Raw genomic sequence first — 15,720 nt, 5'->3', positions numbered from 1 at the left:
CGCTGATCGGAGAACGATGTTCCACCGCACCACCACCGACCCCGCCCTGCTCCGCGGCCTGACCAGCAGGCGCCTCGGACGGCGGGACGCTCTGCGGATCGGCGGCCTGTCCGCGCTCGGGTCGGCCCTCGCCGCCTGCGGGGTGCAAGGCCGCGGTACACCCCGGAACACGGCGTCGGCCGAGTCGGTGGAGAGCTTCTGGAACGGGCGTACGCAGAACGGGAAAGTCGACTTCGCCAACTGGCCGCTCTACATGGATCCTTCCAAGCCGGAGCTTGCCAGGTTCACCAGGAAGACCGGGATCCGGGTCAACTACTCCGAGGTCATCCAGGAGATGGGGCCCTGGTTCTCGAAGGTGCAGCCGCAGCTTTCGGCACGGGATCCGATCGGCTACGACCTGATGGTGATCACCAACGGGATTCAGTTCGGGCAGTTCAAGTCTTCCGGGTTCCTGGCCCCGCTGGATCATGCGCGGCTGCCGAACTTCGCCAAGAACGTGGCGCCCAAGTACACCGAGGAAACCTTCGACCCGGGTAACCGGTTCAGCGTGCCGTGGGCGTCCGGGATCACCGGCATCGCCTACGACCCGGCCAAGATCAAACGGCCGATCACCAGCCTGGCGGATCTGTGGGATCCGGCGTTCAAGGGCAAGGTGGGCATGCTGTCGGATCCGACCGAACTGGCGAACTTCGGGCTGCTCGCCAGCGGCCTGGACCCGGCCAGGTCGGATGCCGACGACTGGGCGAAAGCGGCCGGCAAGCTGATGGAGCAGAAGGACGCCGGACTGGTCCGCAACTATTACGAGCAGGATTATCTGGACGCGCTCGGCAAGGGTGAGATCTGGATCTGCCAGGCCTGGTCGGGTGACATCTTCCAGAAGAACCTGTCCGACGGCACGAATCTGAAGTTCGTGATCCCGCAGGAGGGCGGCACGATCTGGACCGACAACTTCGCCATTCCGGTGACGGCCGTGAACCCGGTGGACGCGATTGCGCTGATCGATTTCTTCTACGAGGTGGAGAACGCGGCGACGCTGACCGAGTACATCAACTACGTGTGCCCGGTCCCGGCGGCGCGGGAGCGGATCCGCACGGACGCGGCCGGCGACCCGGAGATGCTGGCGGTGGCGGACAGCCCGGTGGTGTTCCCGAGCGACGCCGACTACGCGAAGCTGCACTACTACGTCGACCTGGACACCGCCGAAAAGCAGCGCGAGTTCACCAGGCTGTTCGAGTCGATCACCCTGACGTAGAGAGCCCTGACGTAGGCAGCCCTGACGTAGAGAACGTAGAACGCGTAAGTGGAGACGCTGGACCGGGTTGCGCTGTCACTTGCGGCCCGGCCCGGCGGCCACGCGCTACGGTCGCCGTCATGCACAGCTCAGTGAGGACGGCCGTCAACCGGTTCAACAGGTGTGTGGTGGCCCTGCAGGATTCACCGCGGGTCGGGAGACTGGTGAACCGCAAGATGACCGTGGTCACCTACACCGGCCGCAAATCGGGCCGCGAGTTCAGCATTCCGGTCGCCTATTTCCGGCGCCCGGGCGGCGTCCGGATCGACGTGATGATGCCGGACGCCAAGAACTGGTGGCGCAATTTCACCGGCGACGGCGGCCCCCTGTCCGTGCGCCTGGACGGCGAGATCAGAACCGGTCACGCCGTCGCCCGCCGCACCCCGAAAGGCCGCGTCGAGGTCCAGGTGGATCTCTGAGCCAGATCAAGAAAGACCGAGCCGGCCGCGGTACGTGGGATGGGTCCAGTCCGTGGGGAACAGCCCGCGTTTCTGCAGCAGTGGCACCACCGAGCGGGCGAAGCGGGGCAGGTCGACGGTGGTGTCGGCCGGCATGATGGTGAATCCGTCGGCTGCTCCGGACTCGTACCACAGTTGCAGGTCGTCGGCGATCTGTTCGGGTGAGCCGGACAGCAGACGGTGACCGGCGCCGCCCGCCCCGCGCTGAACCAGCTCACGCGCGGTGATCGGCGCCTCGGCGATCAGCGCCCGGGTGGAATCGGCGAACCCGGTGGAGAAGCCGGCCGCGCCGGCGGGCAGGTCGGCGGCGCTGATCGGATCGTCCGGCCCGAACCGTCCCGCCGGCAGCCCCAGGTTGGCGGTCAACGCCGCGCTGAGCTTCTCGATCGGCAGCGTCGTATGCAGTTCCCGTTCCCGGTGACCGTCCTGTTCGTCGACCAGCACCACCACACCGAGGGACACCTTGACGTCGTCGGCGCGCCGCCCGGCCGCCACCGCCCGGGCCCGGATGTCGTCACGGAACGCGACCGCCCGGTCCCGGGTCTGGGCGACGGTGAACACCACGTCGGCGTACCGGGCGGCCAGTGACAGTCCGCCGGGTGAGCCGCCGGCCTGGACGATCACCGGCCGGCCCTGTGGCCCGGCGGGTACCGGCAGCGGCCCGGCGACGGTGAAGAACTCGCCGTCGTGGTCGATGCGGTGGATCTTCTCCGGGACCGCGTACCGGCCGGTGGCCTTGTCGGCGATGATCGCGCCGGGTTCCCACGAGTCCCACAGCCGGGTGACGACGTCGAGGAATTCGTGGGCGCGCCGGTAGCGGGTCTCCTTGCCGGGGTGTTCGGCGAGCCCGAAGTTGGCGGCGGCGGCCGGGGTGCCGGTGGTGACGATGTTGACCGCGGCCCGGCCCTTGGTGACGTGGTCGAGGGCCTGGAAACGGCGGGCCAGGTTGTACGGCGAGTTGTACGTGGTCGAGCTGGTGATCACCACGCCGAGGTTCGAGGTGACCGCGGCGAGGTGGCCGAGCAGCACGAGCGGGTCGAGTCCGGTGCCGGGCGCGTCCTGGATCTCGCCGCGCAGGGCCGGTCCGTCGCCGAGGAACACCGCGTCGATGTGTGCTTCTTCGGCGATCCGGGCGAGCCGGACGAAGTGGTCGATGTCGAGGTAGGCGAGCGGGTCGGCGTGCGGCAGCCGCCACGCGTGCCGGAAATGTCCGGGGGTCATCAGCGAGACGTTGAGGTGGAAGGTCATGCCGGCCTCCAGCCGAGCCGGGGCGCCAGGTCCCGGGCGGTGGTCGTGAGCAGTCGCAGGTGTTCGCCGAGTGCGGGCACACCGGGCACGAAGCTGACCAGCAGGTCGGTGATCCGTTCCAGCGCCGGATCCTCGGACAGGGCGGCCGCGATGATCTCCGGCGGCCCGAGCAGAGCATGATCAGCCCGCAGGTAGTCGGCGACGCTGAGGCCCGCCGGGGAGGCCACACTGAGGCCCGCCGGGGAGGCCACACTGAGGCCGGCCGAGGAGGCGGCGCGGCCGCCGGAGGAGACGCCGGGCCCGGCCGCGGCGGGCAGCCAACTCTGCCACCGCCGCACACCCGGGGTGACCAGCCGGATGGCTTCGTCCCGGTCGTGGTGCGGGTAGACGGCCCGGGACACCTGCACCCGAGGCGCCCGCACCGGGTCGTCGAACGCCGCCAGATACGTGTCGATCCAGTCGGCGTTGCGCTGCTGCGCCTCCCGCAGTGTGCCACCACGCCAGGTGGTGGCCCGCGACAGTTGCAGCCCGTCACCGGCCTTCCCGGCCGCCGCCGCGGCGGCATGGGCATGCCGCGGATCGCTGGTGGTGGCCTGCCAGAGCCGCTGCCGTACGCCGGACCCGGGCGGATGCAGCACCTCACCGAAAGTGTTGACCGGCGATCCGTCGAGGATCTCGTGCAGCCGTCCCACCGCCACGTCCCACAGCCGGTGCCGGTCGGCCAGATCCTTGCCGAACGCCTCCCAGGCCCCGGGGAACGGCCCGGACCCGACCCCCAGTTCGAGGCGCCCGCCGCTGAGTTCGTCGAGGGTGGCGGCGTCCTCGGCGACTTTGAGCGGATCCTCCAGCGGCAGCACGTACACGCCGGTGCCGAGCCGGATCCGCCGGGTGTGTTCGGCGATCGCCGCCAGCAGCACCAGCGGCGACGACACGTGCTCCTTCCCTTGCCGGAAGTGCCGGTGGATCACCCAGCCCGAGTCGTACCCGAGTTCCTCGGCGGCGACGAACAGCTCGATCGCCTGCCGGTAGGCGCGGGCCGGCGGCAGGTCACCGTCGAGATGCAGCAGGAACCCGAGCCGGAACGGCTGCCCGAGCGCCATGTCACGGCCGCCGCAGCTGGGCCGGTTGCAGCGACGGGGTGTCGCGGCCGGTGTCACGTTCCAGGAACTGGGTGCCCGGGTCGACGATCTCGTCGATGCGGTCCAGGATCTCCGCGGACAGCCGCACCCCGGCGGCGTCGACGTAGGCGTCGAGATGGTCGGCGGTCCGCGGGCCGATGATGACGCTGCTGATCGCCGGATGGTTCAGCGCGAACGCCACCGACAGGTCGATCAGGGTCAGCCCGTGCTGTTCGGCGAGCACCGCGAGCGCGTCGGCGGCGGCGAGCTTGCGCTGGTTCCGGTCGAGGGTGACGTCGAAGCGGCCGGGGATCAGGTCGGCGCGCGCGGACTGCGGCTGTGCGGCCCCGAGCCGGTACTTCCCGGACAGCCACCCCGCCGCCAAAGGCCCGTAACTCAACACCCCCACCCCATGTTTGCGTACGACCGGAAAGACCTCCCGTTCCGCGCCGCGGACCAGGGGCGAGTACGGCAGCTGTTCGGTGTGCGGGGCGATCAGGTGGTGCTTCTCGGCCAGCCAGTGGGCTTCGACCAGCTGATGGGCGGGGAACACCGACGTCCCGTAGTAACGGATCTTGCCCGCCCGTACCAGATCGGTGAGGGTCTGCAGTGTCTCCAGCAGATCGGTGCCGGGGTCGGGCCGGTGGGCCTGGTAGAGGTCGATGTGGTCGGTGCCGAGCCGGCGCAGGCTGTCCTCGACGGCCCGGACGATCCAGGCGCGGGAGTTCCCGGCGTGCCGCGGGTCGTCACCGATCTGGTTGTGGAACTTGGTCGCCAGGAACACGTCGTCGCGGCGCCCTTTCAGCGCCCGGCCGGTGATCTCCTCGGAGGCGCCCTGCCCGTACACGTCGGCGGTGTCGATCGCGGTGATCCCGGCGTCCAGGGCGGCGTGGATGATCCGGACGCTCTCGTCTTCGCCCTGGTGCCGGCCGAAGTTCATGGTGCCGAGCGTCAGCGGGGTCAGCCGGACCCCGGTGCGCCCGAGGACGCGGTCGATGTCGATGCTCATGCGGGTCTCCTCAGAACAGGCCGGTGGTGGGTGGTTCCTCGCCGGTCAACAGGTGCGCGCCGGCGACGGCGGCCTTCCACTGGCGGGGGTTGTGGTTGGCGACGGTGCGGGCGTTGCGCCAGTGCCTGTCGAAGCCGAGGGCACGGTCGGTGGCGGTGGCGCCGCCGACGTCGAAGAGCAGTTCGGCGGCGCGCAACGCCGATTCGATGGCGATCACGCCGGTCTGGGCGACGGTCACCGCCGCTGCCGCGCCCGCGGCCCGGGCCCGGTCCCCGTGCAGATGCCGGACGGGTTCCAGCTGCTCGGCGGCGACCAGCACCACCGACCGGGCGGTGTGCGCACGCGCCGCGATCTCGCCGACCGTGGTCCGCACGTACGGATCGTCGGTGCTGCGCGTGGCGGTGCTGTGTTTGATCGGCCGGGCCTTCTCGCGCACGAACCGGACCGCGTCGTCGAGGGCCGCGGCGGCGATCCCGGCTTCCACGGCGGCCAGGTACAGCTGCGCGAACGATCCGAGCCACGGGCTGTCCAGCCGGTGTGAGTCGCGGGGCACCACCTCGTCGTCGGTGACCCGCACCCGGTGCAGGCGGGTGGTGCCGGAGGCGGTGAGCCGCTGCCCGATCGCGTCGAAGTCGTCGAGCCGCTGCACCCCGTCCCGGTCCACCGGCACGGTGAACCCGTACACGCTGCCGTCGTCGCCGGTGGCCGACCCGGTGAACCAGGACGCGTACAGCCCGCCGGTGGAGTAGAACTTCTCCCCGTCGACGATCCAGCCGTCGCCGTCGCGGCGGATCCGGGTGCTGATGGTGCCGTTGGCGCCGCCGTTGCGTTCGTTGTTGGTGCCGGCGAACAGTTCCCCGGCCCGCAGCCGGGCCAGCACGGTCGCCCGGTGCGGCAGGTCGGTCCGGCCGGCGACCTGGTTGGCGGTGAGGAAACTGGACCGCAGCGCCTGGGCGACGTTGGAGTCGGCGCGGGCGATGTCCACGACCAGTTCGACCACGTCGCGCAGGCTTCCACCGGCTCCGCCGTCGGCGACGGCGATCCCGGTGAGGGTGATCCGCTGCGCGGCCAGGGCGCGCACGTCGTCGAAGGCGTAGTCCCGGCCGGCCTCGCGGCGGGCGGCGTCCGCGGCGAGCCGGGCCAGGATCGGCGTGGTCGCCGCCCGGATCCCGGCGACGGTCCAGCTGTCGACCACCGGGGCGGTCATGCCGGGACCGCCGTCCGGTCGTGCAGGGCGTACGCGGTGCGCAGGGTGGGTGCCGGCGCCCGTGGGGTCAGCGATCTCAGGACCGCCACGACGGCGTCGACGTCGCCGGTAGTGGCCAGTTCGAACCCGTCGAGCAGATGTTCGTCGGCCCAGGCCCGCAGCCGGGTGTCCAGGCCGCCGGCCGCGTCGACGCCGGTGACCGGGATCCGCCCGAGCAGGGCCACCTCGCCGCGGGACCGGCCGGCGTGCCGCAGCGCCTGGGTCAGCACCGCGTCGGCGCCGGCGGCGACGTGCTGGTCGACGACGACCACGTCGGCGGCCGACGCGACCGCGGGGGCGTCCAGGTCGGCCAGGTCGGCGACGATCAGCGGCCGGCCCTGCACCGACGACGGCCCGTCGAGGGGCCCGGCGACCCGGTAGAACGTGCCCTCGTGCCGGACCGGGACGATCCGGCTGTCGTCGGCGACCACCGCGCCGCGCTGGTCGCCGATCAGGGCGGTTCTCGGGAAGCTCTCCCACAGGCGGGTCAGGACCAGGGCGTACTCGGTCCAGCGCCGGACCGGGTCGGTGGCGCCCGGGTCGGGCACGGTCGCCTCGCTGACCTCGTCGCCGTGGCCGGGGCGCAGGACCACCCCGGCGCGGCCGCCGGTGGCCCGGTCCAGCGACAGCAGGCGGCGGGCCGCGTTGTAGGGGGCGTTGCCGGTGGTCGGCAGTTCCGGCAGGTAGCCGACGCCGCCGTGCCGTCCGGCCAGGTAGGCGGCGGTCACCGTCGGGTCGAGGACGGCTCCGGCCGGGGAGTGGTCGGCGAGCCGGATCGCGGCGACACCGGCCTGTTCGGCGGCGGCCGCGATGATCCCGGCGTCGGCGAGCGACAGCAGACCGGGGCCACCGACGGCGAGGGCGAGCTGGATGACGGTCATGCGGGCACCTCCACGGGAGCGGGCAGGCCGAGTCCGAGGTGGCCGCGCAGGGTGGCGCTCTCGTACTCGGTGCGGAACAGGCCCCGGCGCTGCAGTTCGGGGACGACGTGGTCGGCGAAGTCGTCGAACCCGGACGGCAGCACGTCGGGCATGACGTTGAACCCGTCGGCGGCGCCGGCCCGGTACCAGGTCTCGATGTCGTCGGCGATCTGTTCCGGGGTGCCGGTGACGATCCGGTGCCCGGCCCCGCCGGACAGCCGTTTCAGCAGTTGACCGAGGGTGGGCTGCTCCCGGTCGATGATGTCCTTGACCACCCGGTAGAAGGTCTGCGAACCCCCGGCGTCGTCCGGTTCGGGTAGCAGGGCGGCGGGGATCGGTTCGTCGTCGGACAGCCCGTCGAGGCTGATACCCAGCTGGGCGGACAGCCGGCCCCGGCCGTACGCCGCGGGCAGAAGATCGTCGAGAAGCTCCCGGCGGGACCGGGCCTCGGCCTCGGTGCTGCCGACCACCGTGGACAGCCCGGGCAGCACCACGATCTCGGCCGGGTCGCGGCCGAACGCGGCGGCCCCGGCCCGGATCTCCTGCCGGAACCGGCGGGCGTGGTCCAGATCCTGGTCGGCGGAGAAGATCACCTCCCCGACCCGGGACGCCAGGCGCCGGCCGTCGCTCGAGCCGCCGGCCTGCACCACCACCGGCCGGCCCTGCGGCGACGGCAGATCGGTGCGCCGCGACCAGGCCCCGACGACCTGGGCGGCGAACTGCGCGGCCCGCCGGTAGCGCCAGCCGTGGTCGGGTTCGGTGGTGCGGCCGAAGTTGCGGGCGGCGACCGGCCCGGCGGTGGTGACGATGTTCCAGCCGAACCGGCCGCCGCTGACGTGGTCGAGGTCGCCGAGGCGGCGGGCCACCTCGACCGGGTCGTTGTACGACGACGACAGGGTGCCGATCAGGCCGATCCGGTCGGTGCGCGCCGCGATCCGGGCCAGCACCGTGGTCGGTTCCAGGCTGTTGCCCGGCCGGTGCCGCACGCTCGGGTCCAGGACCGGCCCGTCGGCGAGGAACACCGCGTCGAGTTTCGCCTGCTCGGCCTTGCGGGCGATGTTCGTGTAGTGGTCGATGCCGTACGCGGCCAGCCCGTCGGTGCCCGGGTAGCGCCACGAGCCGCCGAAGACCCCGGCGTTGAGGATGTTGACGTTGATGTGCAGCACGGGGCCTCCTCAGACCTGGCCGGCGGGTGTCAGGCCCGCCCCGGGAACGGCCGCGAGCAGCTGCCGTGTGTAGTCGTGCGCGGGTTCACGGAAGACGGTGCCGACCGGCCCGGTCTCCACGACCCGGCCGTCCTTCATCACCGTGACGTCGTCGGCGACCAGCCGCACCACGCCCAGGTCGTGGGTGACGAAGACGTAACTCAGGCCGCGTTCGGCTTGAAGATCGACGAGCAACTGCAGGATCTGCGCCTGTACGGACACGTCCAGCGCGCTGACCGCCTCGTCCAGCACGATGATCCGTGGGTTCAGGGCCAGGGCGCGGGCGATCGCCACCCGCTGCCGTTGCCCGCCGGACAGCTGGCCGGGCCGCCGGTCGGCGAACGCCTCGTCGAGCGCCACCGCCCGCAGCAGTTCCCCGACCCGGTCGCCGGTGGGCAACCCGAACGCCTTCAGCGGCTCCTCGATCAGCCGCCGCACGGTGAACCGCGGATCCAGCGAGGTGAACGGGTTCTGGAAGACGAACTGCAGATCCCGCCGTACGTCCCGCAACTGCTTGCGGCCCAGCGCGGTGATCTCGTGGTCGCCGGCGTGCACGGTCCCGGTGTCGGGCCGGTGGAATCCGGCGAGGATCCCGGCGAGGGTGGACTTGCCGGCGCCGGACTCCCCGACGATCGCGTGCGTGGTGCCCGGGCGCACGATCAGGCCGGCGTCGTCGAGGGCCCGCAACTGCCGGCCGCCGTGCAGCCGGTACGTACGGGTCAGCCCGTCGGCCCGCAGCACCGGGCCGCCGGCGGGGCCGGCCGGGCGTACCGGCAAGCGGGGTTGAAGCCGGCCGGCGTGCCGGGAGGGCGCCGCATCGAGCAACCGTCGCGTGTAGTCGCTGGTCGCCCCGGCGAGAACCTGCGCGACCGGGCCTTCTTCGACGATCTCGCCGGACTGCATGACCAGGATCCGGTCGGAGCGTTCCAGCGCGACCCCGAGATCGTGGGTGACCAGCAGGATCCCGATGCCGAGCCGCTCACGCAGACCGGCCAGGTGGTCCAGGATCCGTTTCTGGACGGTGACGTCCAGGGCGCTGGTCGGCTCGTCCGCGACGATGATCCTCGGCTGGCCGGCCAGGGCGATCGCGATCAGGGCCCGCTGTTTCATGCCGCCGGACAGCTCGTGCGGATACTGGTGGAAGACCCGTTCCGCGTCGGTCAGCCCGGCGGTGCGCAGACTCTCCAGAGCCGCCTCGCGGTAAGCGGTGGCGTCGTTGCGGGGCCGGTTGAACCGGACCGCCTCGAGGACCTGCGTGCCGATGCGCTTGACCGGGTTCAGTGACGTGTTCGGATCCTGCGGGACAAAACCCACGTAATTGCCGCGTACGAGCGCCATCTTCCGGTCGTTCCAGCCGGTCACGTCCACGTCGGCGTAGGCGATCGACCCGCCGGTGATCCGCGCCGCGTCCGGCAGCAGCCCGAGCGCGCCCTGGATGAGGGTGGTCTTGCCGGAGCCCGACTCGCCGACCAGCGACACGAACTCGCCGGCCCGCACGGTCAGGCTCACCCCGCGCACCGCCGGGGTCCACTGCCGGCCGGTGCGGTAGTCGACGGCCAGCGCGCCGACGGTCAACAACTGGTCCGTCGATGTGGTCATCGGCCGGCCTCCCTACGGAACGAGGTGCTGATGCGGTGGGTGGCGATGACCACGGCGGCCAGCGCCAGGCCGGGCAGGATCGACGCCCACGGGTGGACCGCCACGTAGTCGCGGCCCTCGGCCACCAGCAGCCCCCACTCCGGCTGCGGTGGTGGCGCGCCGTAGCCGAGGAACCCGAGCGACGCCACCGCCAGGACTCCGGCGCCGACCTCGAGGGCGGCCAGCGCCACCACCGAGCTGAGCGAGTTCGGGACCACGTGCCGCCACATCACCGCGAACCGGCCGACCCCCAGCCCGTACGCGGCCTTCACGTAGTCCTGGTTGACCACCGTCAGCACCTGCGAGCGCATCACCCGGGCGAACGACGCGATCGACGAGATACCGACGGCGAGGGCGATGTTGTGGGTGGAGTAGCCGAGCACCGACACCACCACCATCGCCAGCAGCAGGCTCGGGATGGCCAGGAAGACGTCGACGACCCGCATGATCGCGGTGTCCACCACTCCCCCGGCGAACCCGGCGGCCAAGCCCACGACCGCACCGAGGCCGAAAGCGATCAGGACGGCGAGGAGGGTGGCGGTGAGGGTGGTGCGGGCGCCGTGGACACTGCGGGCGAACAGGTCACGGCCGAGGCGGTCGGTGCCGAACCAGTGCTCGGCGCTCGGCGGGGCGAAACTGGCCGCCGAGTCCCCGGACAGCGGATCGAACGAGGTGAACAGGCCCGGGGCGATCGCCCAGCCGACCGCGACGAGCACGACCAGCCAGGACAGCAGCAGGAACGGCCGGCGGGCGATCATGCCGGGGCTCCGGCGGTGAGGGCGGCACGCAGCCGCGGGTCGAGGACCGGACAGATCAGGTCGACGATCAGGTTGATCAGGGCGAACGTGGCCGCCACCAGCACCACGATCCCGGCGACCAGGGGCACGTCGAGGGTGTTGATGGCGGTCTGGGTCATCCGGCCGATGCCCTTGCGGGCGAAGACCGTCTCGGTGATGACACTGCCGGCGATCAGGTTGCCGAACGTGACACCGGCGATGGTCAGCGCGGGCAGGGCGGCGTTGCGGAACACGTCGCGCACGATGATCCCGGAGCGGGTGGCGCCTTTGGCCCAGCTGGTGGTGACGTAACCGGCGGCGAACTCGGTGCGGAAACTGCGGACCAGCAACTGCGCGATCGGCCCGGCGACCGGGACGGCGAGGGTGACCAGCGGCAGGATCAGGCTGCGCCAGCCGTCGTCGCCGAACGACGGGAACCAGCCGAGCCGGAACGAGAAGATTTGCAGCATCAGGATCCCGGACAGGAACACCGGCACCGACACCGCCCCGGACGGCCACGCCTCGACCAGGTCGCGCAGCCACGGCCGGCGGGTGGCGGTCGCGACCAGGGCGATGCCGAAGGCGATCAGGACGGCCAGCACCAGCGCCGCGGCGGCGAGCACCAGGGTGCTGGGCAGCACGTCGGTGATCGCGGTGACCACGGGCCGGCCGGACTGCACCGAGTTGCCGAAGTCTCCGGTCAGGGCGTGCCCGAGCCGGTCCAGGTACTGCAGGATGACGGGCTTGTTGAACCCGTAGTTCTCGGCGACCCGCTCGCGTACCTCAGCGGGAATGCTGTTGATCTCCGCCGGGTCGAAGAGCAGGTCCACCGGGTTGGCCGGGAGGACGAAGAGCAGGACGAAGGTGACCGTGAACGCGGCCCAGACCACGAACAAGGCCCGGCCGACCTTCAACGTGACGTAGCGCAGCATCTACTTGGTCTTCCAGGCGTCGACGAAGTGGTTGCGGGACTGGGCGTCGAAGATGATCCCGTGCACCTTCGGCGAGTGGGCGATCACCTGGGACGGGTTGTAGATCGGGTTGACCAGGGCGTATTTCTCCAGGAGCAGGTCCTGGGCGGCCTTGGTGTAGGCGTCGCGCCGGGTCTTGTCGAGGGTGGTCTCCAGCTTGGCGAGGGTGTCGCTGACCTCGGCGATGTCGATGCCTGTCGACTTGCCCTCCGCCAGGTAGCTGCTGTTGCCGAGCGTCGGGGCGTAGACCAGGTTGAGGGCGGCCGGGTCGTTGCGGGACCGGTTGGCGGCGGTGATGTTCCAGTCGGTCTCGGCCTTGGCGATCTGGGCGGCGTAATCGGGGATCGGGACGACGGTCAGCTGCAGGTCGATGCCGATCTTCTGCAGGTCCTGCTGGACCGACTCGTAGGCGGGTTTGTTGACCACCAGGTTGTTGATGCCGAGGAGCTTGAGCTGCAGGCGTTTGCCGTCCTTGGCGCGGATGCCGTCGGTGCCCTCGACCCAGCCGGCGTCGTCGAGGAGTTTCTCGGCGGCGGCCGGGTCGTACTTGAGGACGCTGTTGCTGTAGTCGGCGTAACCCTGAACGGAATCGGCCAGCACCGAGGTGGCGATCCGGTAGGAGCCGGTCAGCACGGTCTTCTCGACGGCGGTCCGGTCCCAGCCGAGTTGGATGGCCTTGCGGACGGCGATGTCGTTGGTCGGGAACAACTGCGAGTTGAAGTTGAAGTAGATCGCCGTACCGGAGACGCCCCTGGAAATGATGGTGAAGCCCTGGTCGGCCAGCGGCTTCTCGTCGGTGGTGCCGACGTCCAGGGTCGCGTCGACGGTGCCGGAGGCGAGGCTGCCGGTGCGGACGCTGGCTTCCGGGATGGTGTTGAAGACGATCCGGTCGAGGTACGCCTCGCCGGTGTGCCCGATGGCCGGCGGCGCCCAGTGGTAGCCGGGCCGCTTCACCAGGACCGTCTTGACCTGCTCCTCCCACGACTCGTACACGAACGGGCCGGTTCCGATGATCTTCGTCGGGTCGGTGCGCTGCTCGGCGCTGAGCTCGAGCGTGTTCAGCGACAGGAAACCGGGCTGCGCGTTCGCGGTGAAACTGGACGCCTGCAGGAAACTGGCCAGGGGCTTTTCGAACTTCACGACCGCCGTGTACGCATCCGGGGTGGCCGTCTCGACGTAACCCGGCAGCAGGACGGCGCCGTTGGGGTTGATGCCGAGCTTCTCGTCGCCGTGCACGTACTGATCGAAATTGGCCTTGACCGCCGCCGCGTCGAACGGGGTGCCGTCGCTGAACGTGACATCCCTGCGCAGGTGGAAGGTGTACTCGGTGAGGTCGATGTTGTACTCCCACTTCTCGGCGAGCCACGGGGTGATCTCGCCGGTCCGCGGGTCCTGCCAGGTCAGTTTGTCGGTGACGTTGTTGCCGATCAGCGATTCGGCGTAGTTGGTGCCCCAGTGGATGTCGGGGCTGCGCTGGTAGTCGATCAGGGCGAACTGGAGGGTGCCGCCGCGGACCGGAGCGCCGCTGTCACCGGCGGCGGCACCGGCCTCGCCGCCGCGGGTGACAGCGAATCCGATGCCGGCCACGAGCAACACGGCGAGCACGGAGGCGCCGGTTATCCAGGGCCATCTGCGGCGGCCGGATTCGGCTGTCTCGATGGAACTACGGAGGTCGGACATAGATGTCTCCCGAGGTTCAGCGTGTGCCGTAGACTATAAAGCCTATAGAGAAGATAGGATTAAATCGTGACTGGCGCCACTGGTAGTTTTCTCGACCGCGTGCAAGCGTTCGCTGACACACGGCTACGACCGAGAGCACTGGAGACCGATCGGGACGGGGTCTCACCCGACGTCGTCAGCGCGCTGGGCGAGATCGGGGCGCTCAACCATCTGGCGCCCGAGTCGTACGGCGGGGCCGGCCTCGACGTGCACGGGGACCGGCACCTGCACGAGATCATCGCGGGCGCCTGTCTCAACACGTGGCTCGTCTGGGCTCAGCACGCGCCGATCGCCGGGCGCATCGGTGAACCCCGCAGTGAACTGGCGTCGCTGATCGTTCGCGGACAGGAGCTTGTCGGGGCGGCCGTCAGTGACGTGCGGCGGTACCCGGAGCGGTTCATCAAGGCCGCCCGCACGCCTGACGGGTGGATCTTCGACGGGCAGGTCTCGTGGGTCAGCGGGTGGGGACTCAACCGGTCACTCGCCGTCGCCGCCGTCGACCCCGCCCAGGACAGCGTGATCACCGCGCTGGTGCCGGTCACGCCGCGGATGGTGGCCAGTCCGCTGCGGTTGAGTGCGGTCACCGGGAGTCACACCTGGCGGGTTCTCCTGGACGGCGTCGTCGTGCCCGAGGAGCATGTGCTGTCGGTTCAGGACCTGGCGTCCTGGCGGGCCGCCGACCTCGCGCACAGCAGTGATGCCAAACCGCATCATTTCGGGCTGGCCGCCGCTGTTCTTCGCGAACTCGACGCATCGGCCGACCCGCTCGCCCGGGACGTCGCCGCTGCCTGGCGACCCCGGATCGAGCGGCTGCGGGCCGACGCCTACCGGCTCACCGATTCCGGCGGGGCGCTCGATCTACGGCTGCGGATCAAAATCGACATCGGGGAGGCCTTGGGTACGGTCACCCGCGCGCTCGTGGCGGCGCGGTCCGGGCGGGGGCTGGCCGATGACGACGTCGCGCAGTTGCATGCCCGGTCGGCTCTGTTCCTGCTGGTGCAGGGGCAGTCGGCGGTGGTGCGGGAGGCTCAGCTCAAACATTTTTCGGACATTTTACGATTTAGTGCTATCTGAACAGGCGGGCGGCCTCGGTCGCCACCGCCGGGGACATCATCGGCTCCCACGACGCGAACAGGTCGGTGAAGTATTCGCGGTGCTTCGCCAGCAGCGCCGGATCGTGCTCCAGGACATCCAGCTCGTTGACCACCGACAGGTCCACGAACGGCGTCACCTGCCAGTCCGCCAGCCGGACCACCCCGCCGGTGAACCGATCCGTCACCCGGTGCGTCGCCGCCAGGTCCGGCCAGCTCGCCTTGCGATCACACGAACCGTACAGATAGACTAGCTCCTCCGCGTCCCGGCCGATCAGATCGGACAGCGTCTGCCGGTCCTGCCAGAAGACCAGGGCAAGATCGAAACCGTCCGTCCCGTACGCGGCATGCGCCAGGCCCGCGGACTGGACCACCGGGTCGTAGCCGATCGCCGCCAGCCGCTCCTCGACCCGACACAGGTGCGCATAGAGCGTCCCACCCGGATGCGTGACACTCTCCGTGCCACGCTCACGCAGCCACTCCCGGACGTTCTTCATGATCCAAACCTAGGTGTTCTCCGGCCGAACGGACAGCTTGACGATATTCGCTTGCTGTGCATCGACAACGCTGCCAGCCTGGGCCGATGGGAGCTCTCGACTCCGTGGCCCGCCGCGTCACCGCCGGCGAGACCGTCACGTTCCGCCCCCGGGGCAACTCCATGATCCCTTTGATCAACAGCGGTGACCCGGTGACCGTCGCCCCCGTGCGGCCTGCGGCCCTGGAGGTCGGCGACATCGTCCTGGCCCGGGTGGCCGGCACCACATACCTGCACCTGGTGTCCGCCATCGATCACCAGCGATCCCGGGTCCAGATCAGCAACAACCGCGGGCGGGTCAACGGCTGGACCGGCCATCCCCGGGTGCACGGCATCTGCGTCTCGGTGGCAGGCCGCCCACGCCCCCGAACAGCCGGCAAACAACGCTCATCCCCATAACCCCTCCCGGCAGCCCCACTCCGACCCTCCGGTCCCCGCCGCCCGCCGCCCGCCGCCCGCCGCCCGCCGCCCGCCGCCCGCCGCCCGCCGCCCCCC

15 protein-coding genes are annotated in these 15,720 nt (G+C 70.7%); 4 read left to right on the top strand and 11 right to left on the bottom strand.

Going from position 1 to position 15,720, the window contains the following annotated elements; translation table 11 throughout:
- The first annotated feature begins 16 nt into the window (after positions 1 to 16).
- Both Aco03nite_RS31800 and Aco03nite_RS31795 read left to right on the top strand, forming a co-directional pair.
- Positions 17 to 1,252 carry a polyamine ABC transporter substrate-binding protein gene (locus tag Aco03nite_RS31800; protein ID WP_203801458.1) on the top strand — a complete coding sequence of 412 codons (1,236 nt, stop codon included), beginning with the start codon at positions 17 to 19 and terminating at the stop codon, positions 1,250 to 1,252.
- Positions 1,253 to 1,371: 119 nt separating this feature from the next.
- Positions 1,372 to 1,710 carry a hypothetical protein gene (locus tag Aco03nite_RS31795; RefSeq protein ID WP_203801454.1) on the top strand — a complete coding sequence of 113 codons (339 nt, stop codon included), beginning with the start codon at positions 1,372 to 1,374 and terminating at the stop codon, positions 1,708 to 1,710.
- Positions 1,711 to 1,716: 6 nt separating this feature from the next.
- Here Aco03nite_RS31795 and Aco03nite_RS31790 read toward each other — a convergent pair whose 3' ends face one another.
- The 10 genes from Aco03nite_RS31790 to Aco03nite_RS31745 are packed head-to-tail and all read right to left on the bottom strand — an operon-like array spanning position 1,717 to position 13,560.
- Positions 1,717 to 2,997 (bottom strand): NtaA/DmoA family FMN-dependent monooxygenase, encoded by a 1,281-nt coding sequence (locus Aco03nite_RS31790; RefSeq protein ID WP_203801452.1) that lies wholly within the window; start codon positions 2,995 to 2,997, stop codon positions 1,717 to 1,719.
- Positions 2,994 to 4,097, bottom strand: a complete 1,104-nt coding sequence (locus Aco03nite_RS31785; RefSeq protein WP_203801450.1) for an LLM class flavin-dependent oxidoreductase — start codon at positions 4,095 to 4,097, stop codon at positions 2,994 to 2,996. The genes Aco03nite_RS31790 and Aco03nite_RS31785 overlap by 4 nt, the downstream gene beginning before the upstream one ends.
- Position 4,098: 1 nt before the next feature.
- Positions 4,099 to 5,124 carry an aldo/keto reductase gene (locus Aco03nite_RS31780; protein WP_203801448.1) on the bottom strand — a complete coding sequence of 342 codons (1,026 nt, stop codon included), beginning with the start codon at positions 5,122 to 5,124 and terminating at the stop codon, positions 4,099 to 4,101.
- 10 nt (positions 5,125 to 5,134) lie between these two features.
- Positions 5,135 to 6,331: an acyl-CoA dehydrogenase family protein gene (locus Aco03nite_RS31775; protein ID WP_203801447.1), complete on the bottom strand. Its 1,197-nt coding sequence runs from the start codon at positions 6,329 to 6,331 to the stop codon at positions 5,135 to 5,137.
- Positions 6,328 to 7,251 carry an LLM class flavin-dependent oxidoreductase gene (locus tag Aco03nite_RS31770; protein WP_203801445.1) on the bottom strand — a complete coding sequence of 308 codons (924 nt, stop codon included), beginning with the start codon at positions 7,249 to 7,251 and terminating at the stop codon, positions 6,328 to 6,330. Before Aco03nite_RS31770 ends, Aco03nite_RS31775 begins: the two co-directional genes overlap by 4 nt.
- A complete protein-coding gene (locus Aco03nite_RS31765) occupies positions 7,248 to 8,456 on the bottom strand; it encodes an LLM class flavin-dependent oxidoreductase (protein WP_203801443.1) in 1,209 nt (402 codons plus the stop codon). The genes Aco03nite_RS31770 and Aco03nite_RS31765 overlap by 4 nt, the downstream gene beginning before the upstream one ends.
- A gap of 9 nt (positions 8,457 to 8,465) precedes the next feature.
- Positions 8,466 to 10,094 (bottom strand): dipeptide ABC transporter ATP-binding protein, encoded by a 1,629-nt coding sequence (locus Aco03nite_RS31760; protein ID WP_239145608.1) that lies wholly within the window; start codon positions 10,092 to 10,094, stop codon positions 8,466 to 8,468.
- A complete protein-coding gene (locus Aco03nite_RS31755) occupies positions 10,091 to 10,891 on the bottom strand; it encodes an ABC transporter permease (RefSeq protein ID WP_203801441.1) in 801 nt (266 codons plus the stop codon). The genes Aco03nite_RS31760 and Aco03nite_RS31755 overlap by 4 nt, the downstream gene beginning before the upstream one ends.
- Entirely contained in the window at positions 10,888 to 11,841 is a 954-nt protein-coding gene (locus Aco03nite_RS31750; RefSeq protein WP_203801439.1) for an ABC transporter permease, read from the bottom strand. Before Aco03nite_RS31750 ends, Aco03nite_RS31755 begins: the two co-directional genes overlap by 4 nt.
- Positions 11,842 to 13,560: an ABC transporter substrate-binding protein gene (locus tag Aco03nite_RS31745; RefSeq protein ID WP_203801437.1), complete on the bottom strand. Its 1,719-nt coding sequence runs from the start codon at positions 13,558 to 13,560 to the stop codon at positions 11,842 to 11,844.
- 99 nt (positions 13,561 to 13,659) lie between these two features.
- Here Aco03nite_RS31745 and Aco03nite_RS31740 point away from each other — a divergent pair, with 99 nt between their 5' ends.
- Entirely contained in the window at positions 13,660 to 14,673 is a 1,014-nt protein-coding gene (locus Aco03nite_RS31740) for an acyl-CoA dehydrogenase family protein (protein WP_203801434.1), read from the top strand.
- On the opposite strand, the gene Aco03nite_RS31735 is transcribed toward Aco03nite_RS31740, so the two are convergent.
- Positions 14,666 to 15,187: a DUF6817 domain-containing protein gene (locus Aco03nite_RS31735; RefSeq protein WP_203801432.1), complete on the bottom strand. Its 522-nt coding sequence runs from the start codon at positions 15,185 to 15,187 to the stop codon at positions 14,666 to 14,668. The two genes, Aco03nite_RS31740 and Aco03nite_RS31735, sit on opposite strands and share 8 nt — an antisense overlap.
- 86 nt (positions 15,188 to 15,273) lie before the next feature.
- Here Aco03nite_RS31735 and Aco03nite_RS31730 point away from each other — a divergent pair, with 86 nt between their 5' ends.
- Complete coding sequence (locus tag Aco03nite_RS31730) at positions 15,274 to 15,624, top strand: S24 family peptidase (RefSeq protein WP_203801430.1); 351 nt, start codon at positions 15,274 to 15,276, stop codon at positions 15,622 to 15,624.
- Positions 15,625 to 15,720: the final 96 nt, after the last annotated feature.

Source organism: Actinoplanes couchii (genome assembly GCF_016862075.1).
In the GTDB taxonomy this organism is placed as follows: Bacteria; Actinomycetota; Actinomycetes; order Mycobacteriales; family Micromonosporaceae; genus Actinoplanes; species Actinoplanes couchii.
The sequence above is the reverse complement of the archived record's forward strand: the minus strand, read 5'-3'. Positions and strand labels throughout refer to the sequence as shown.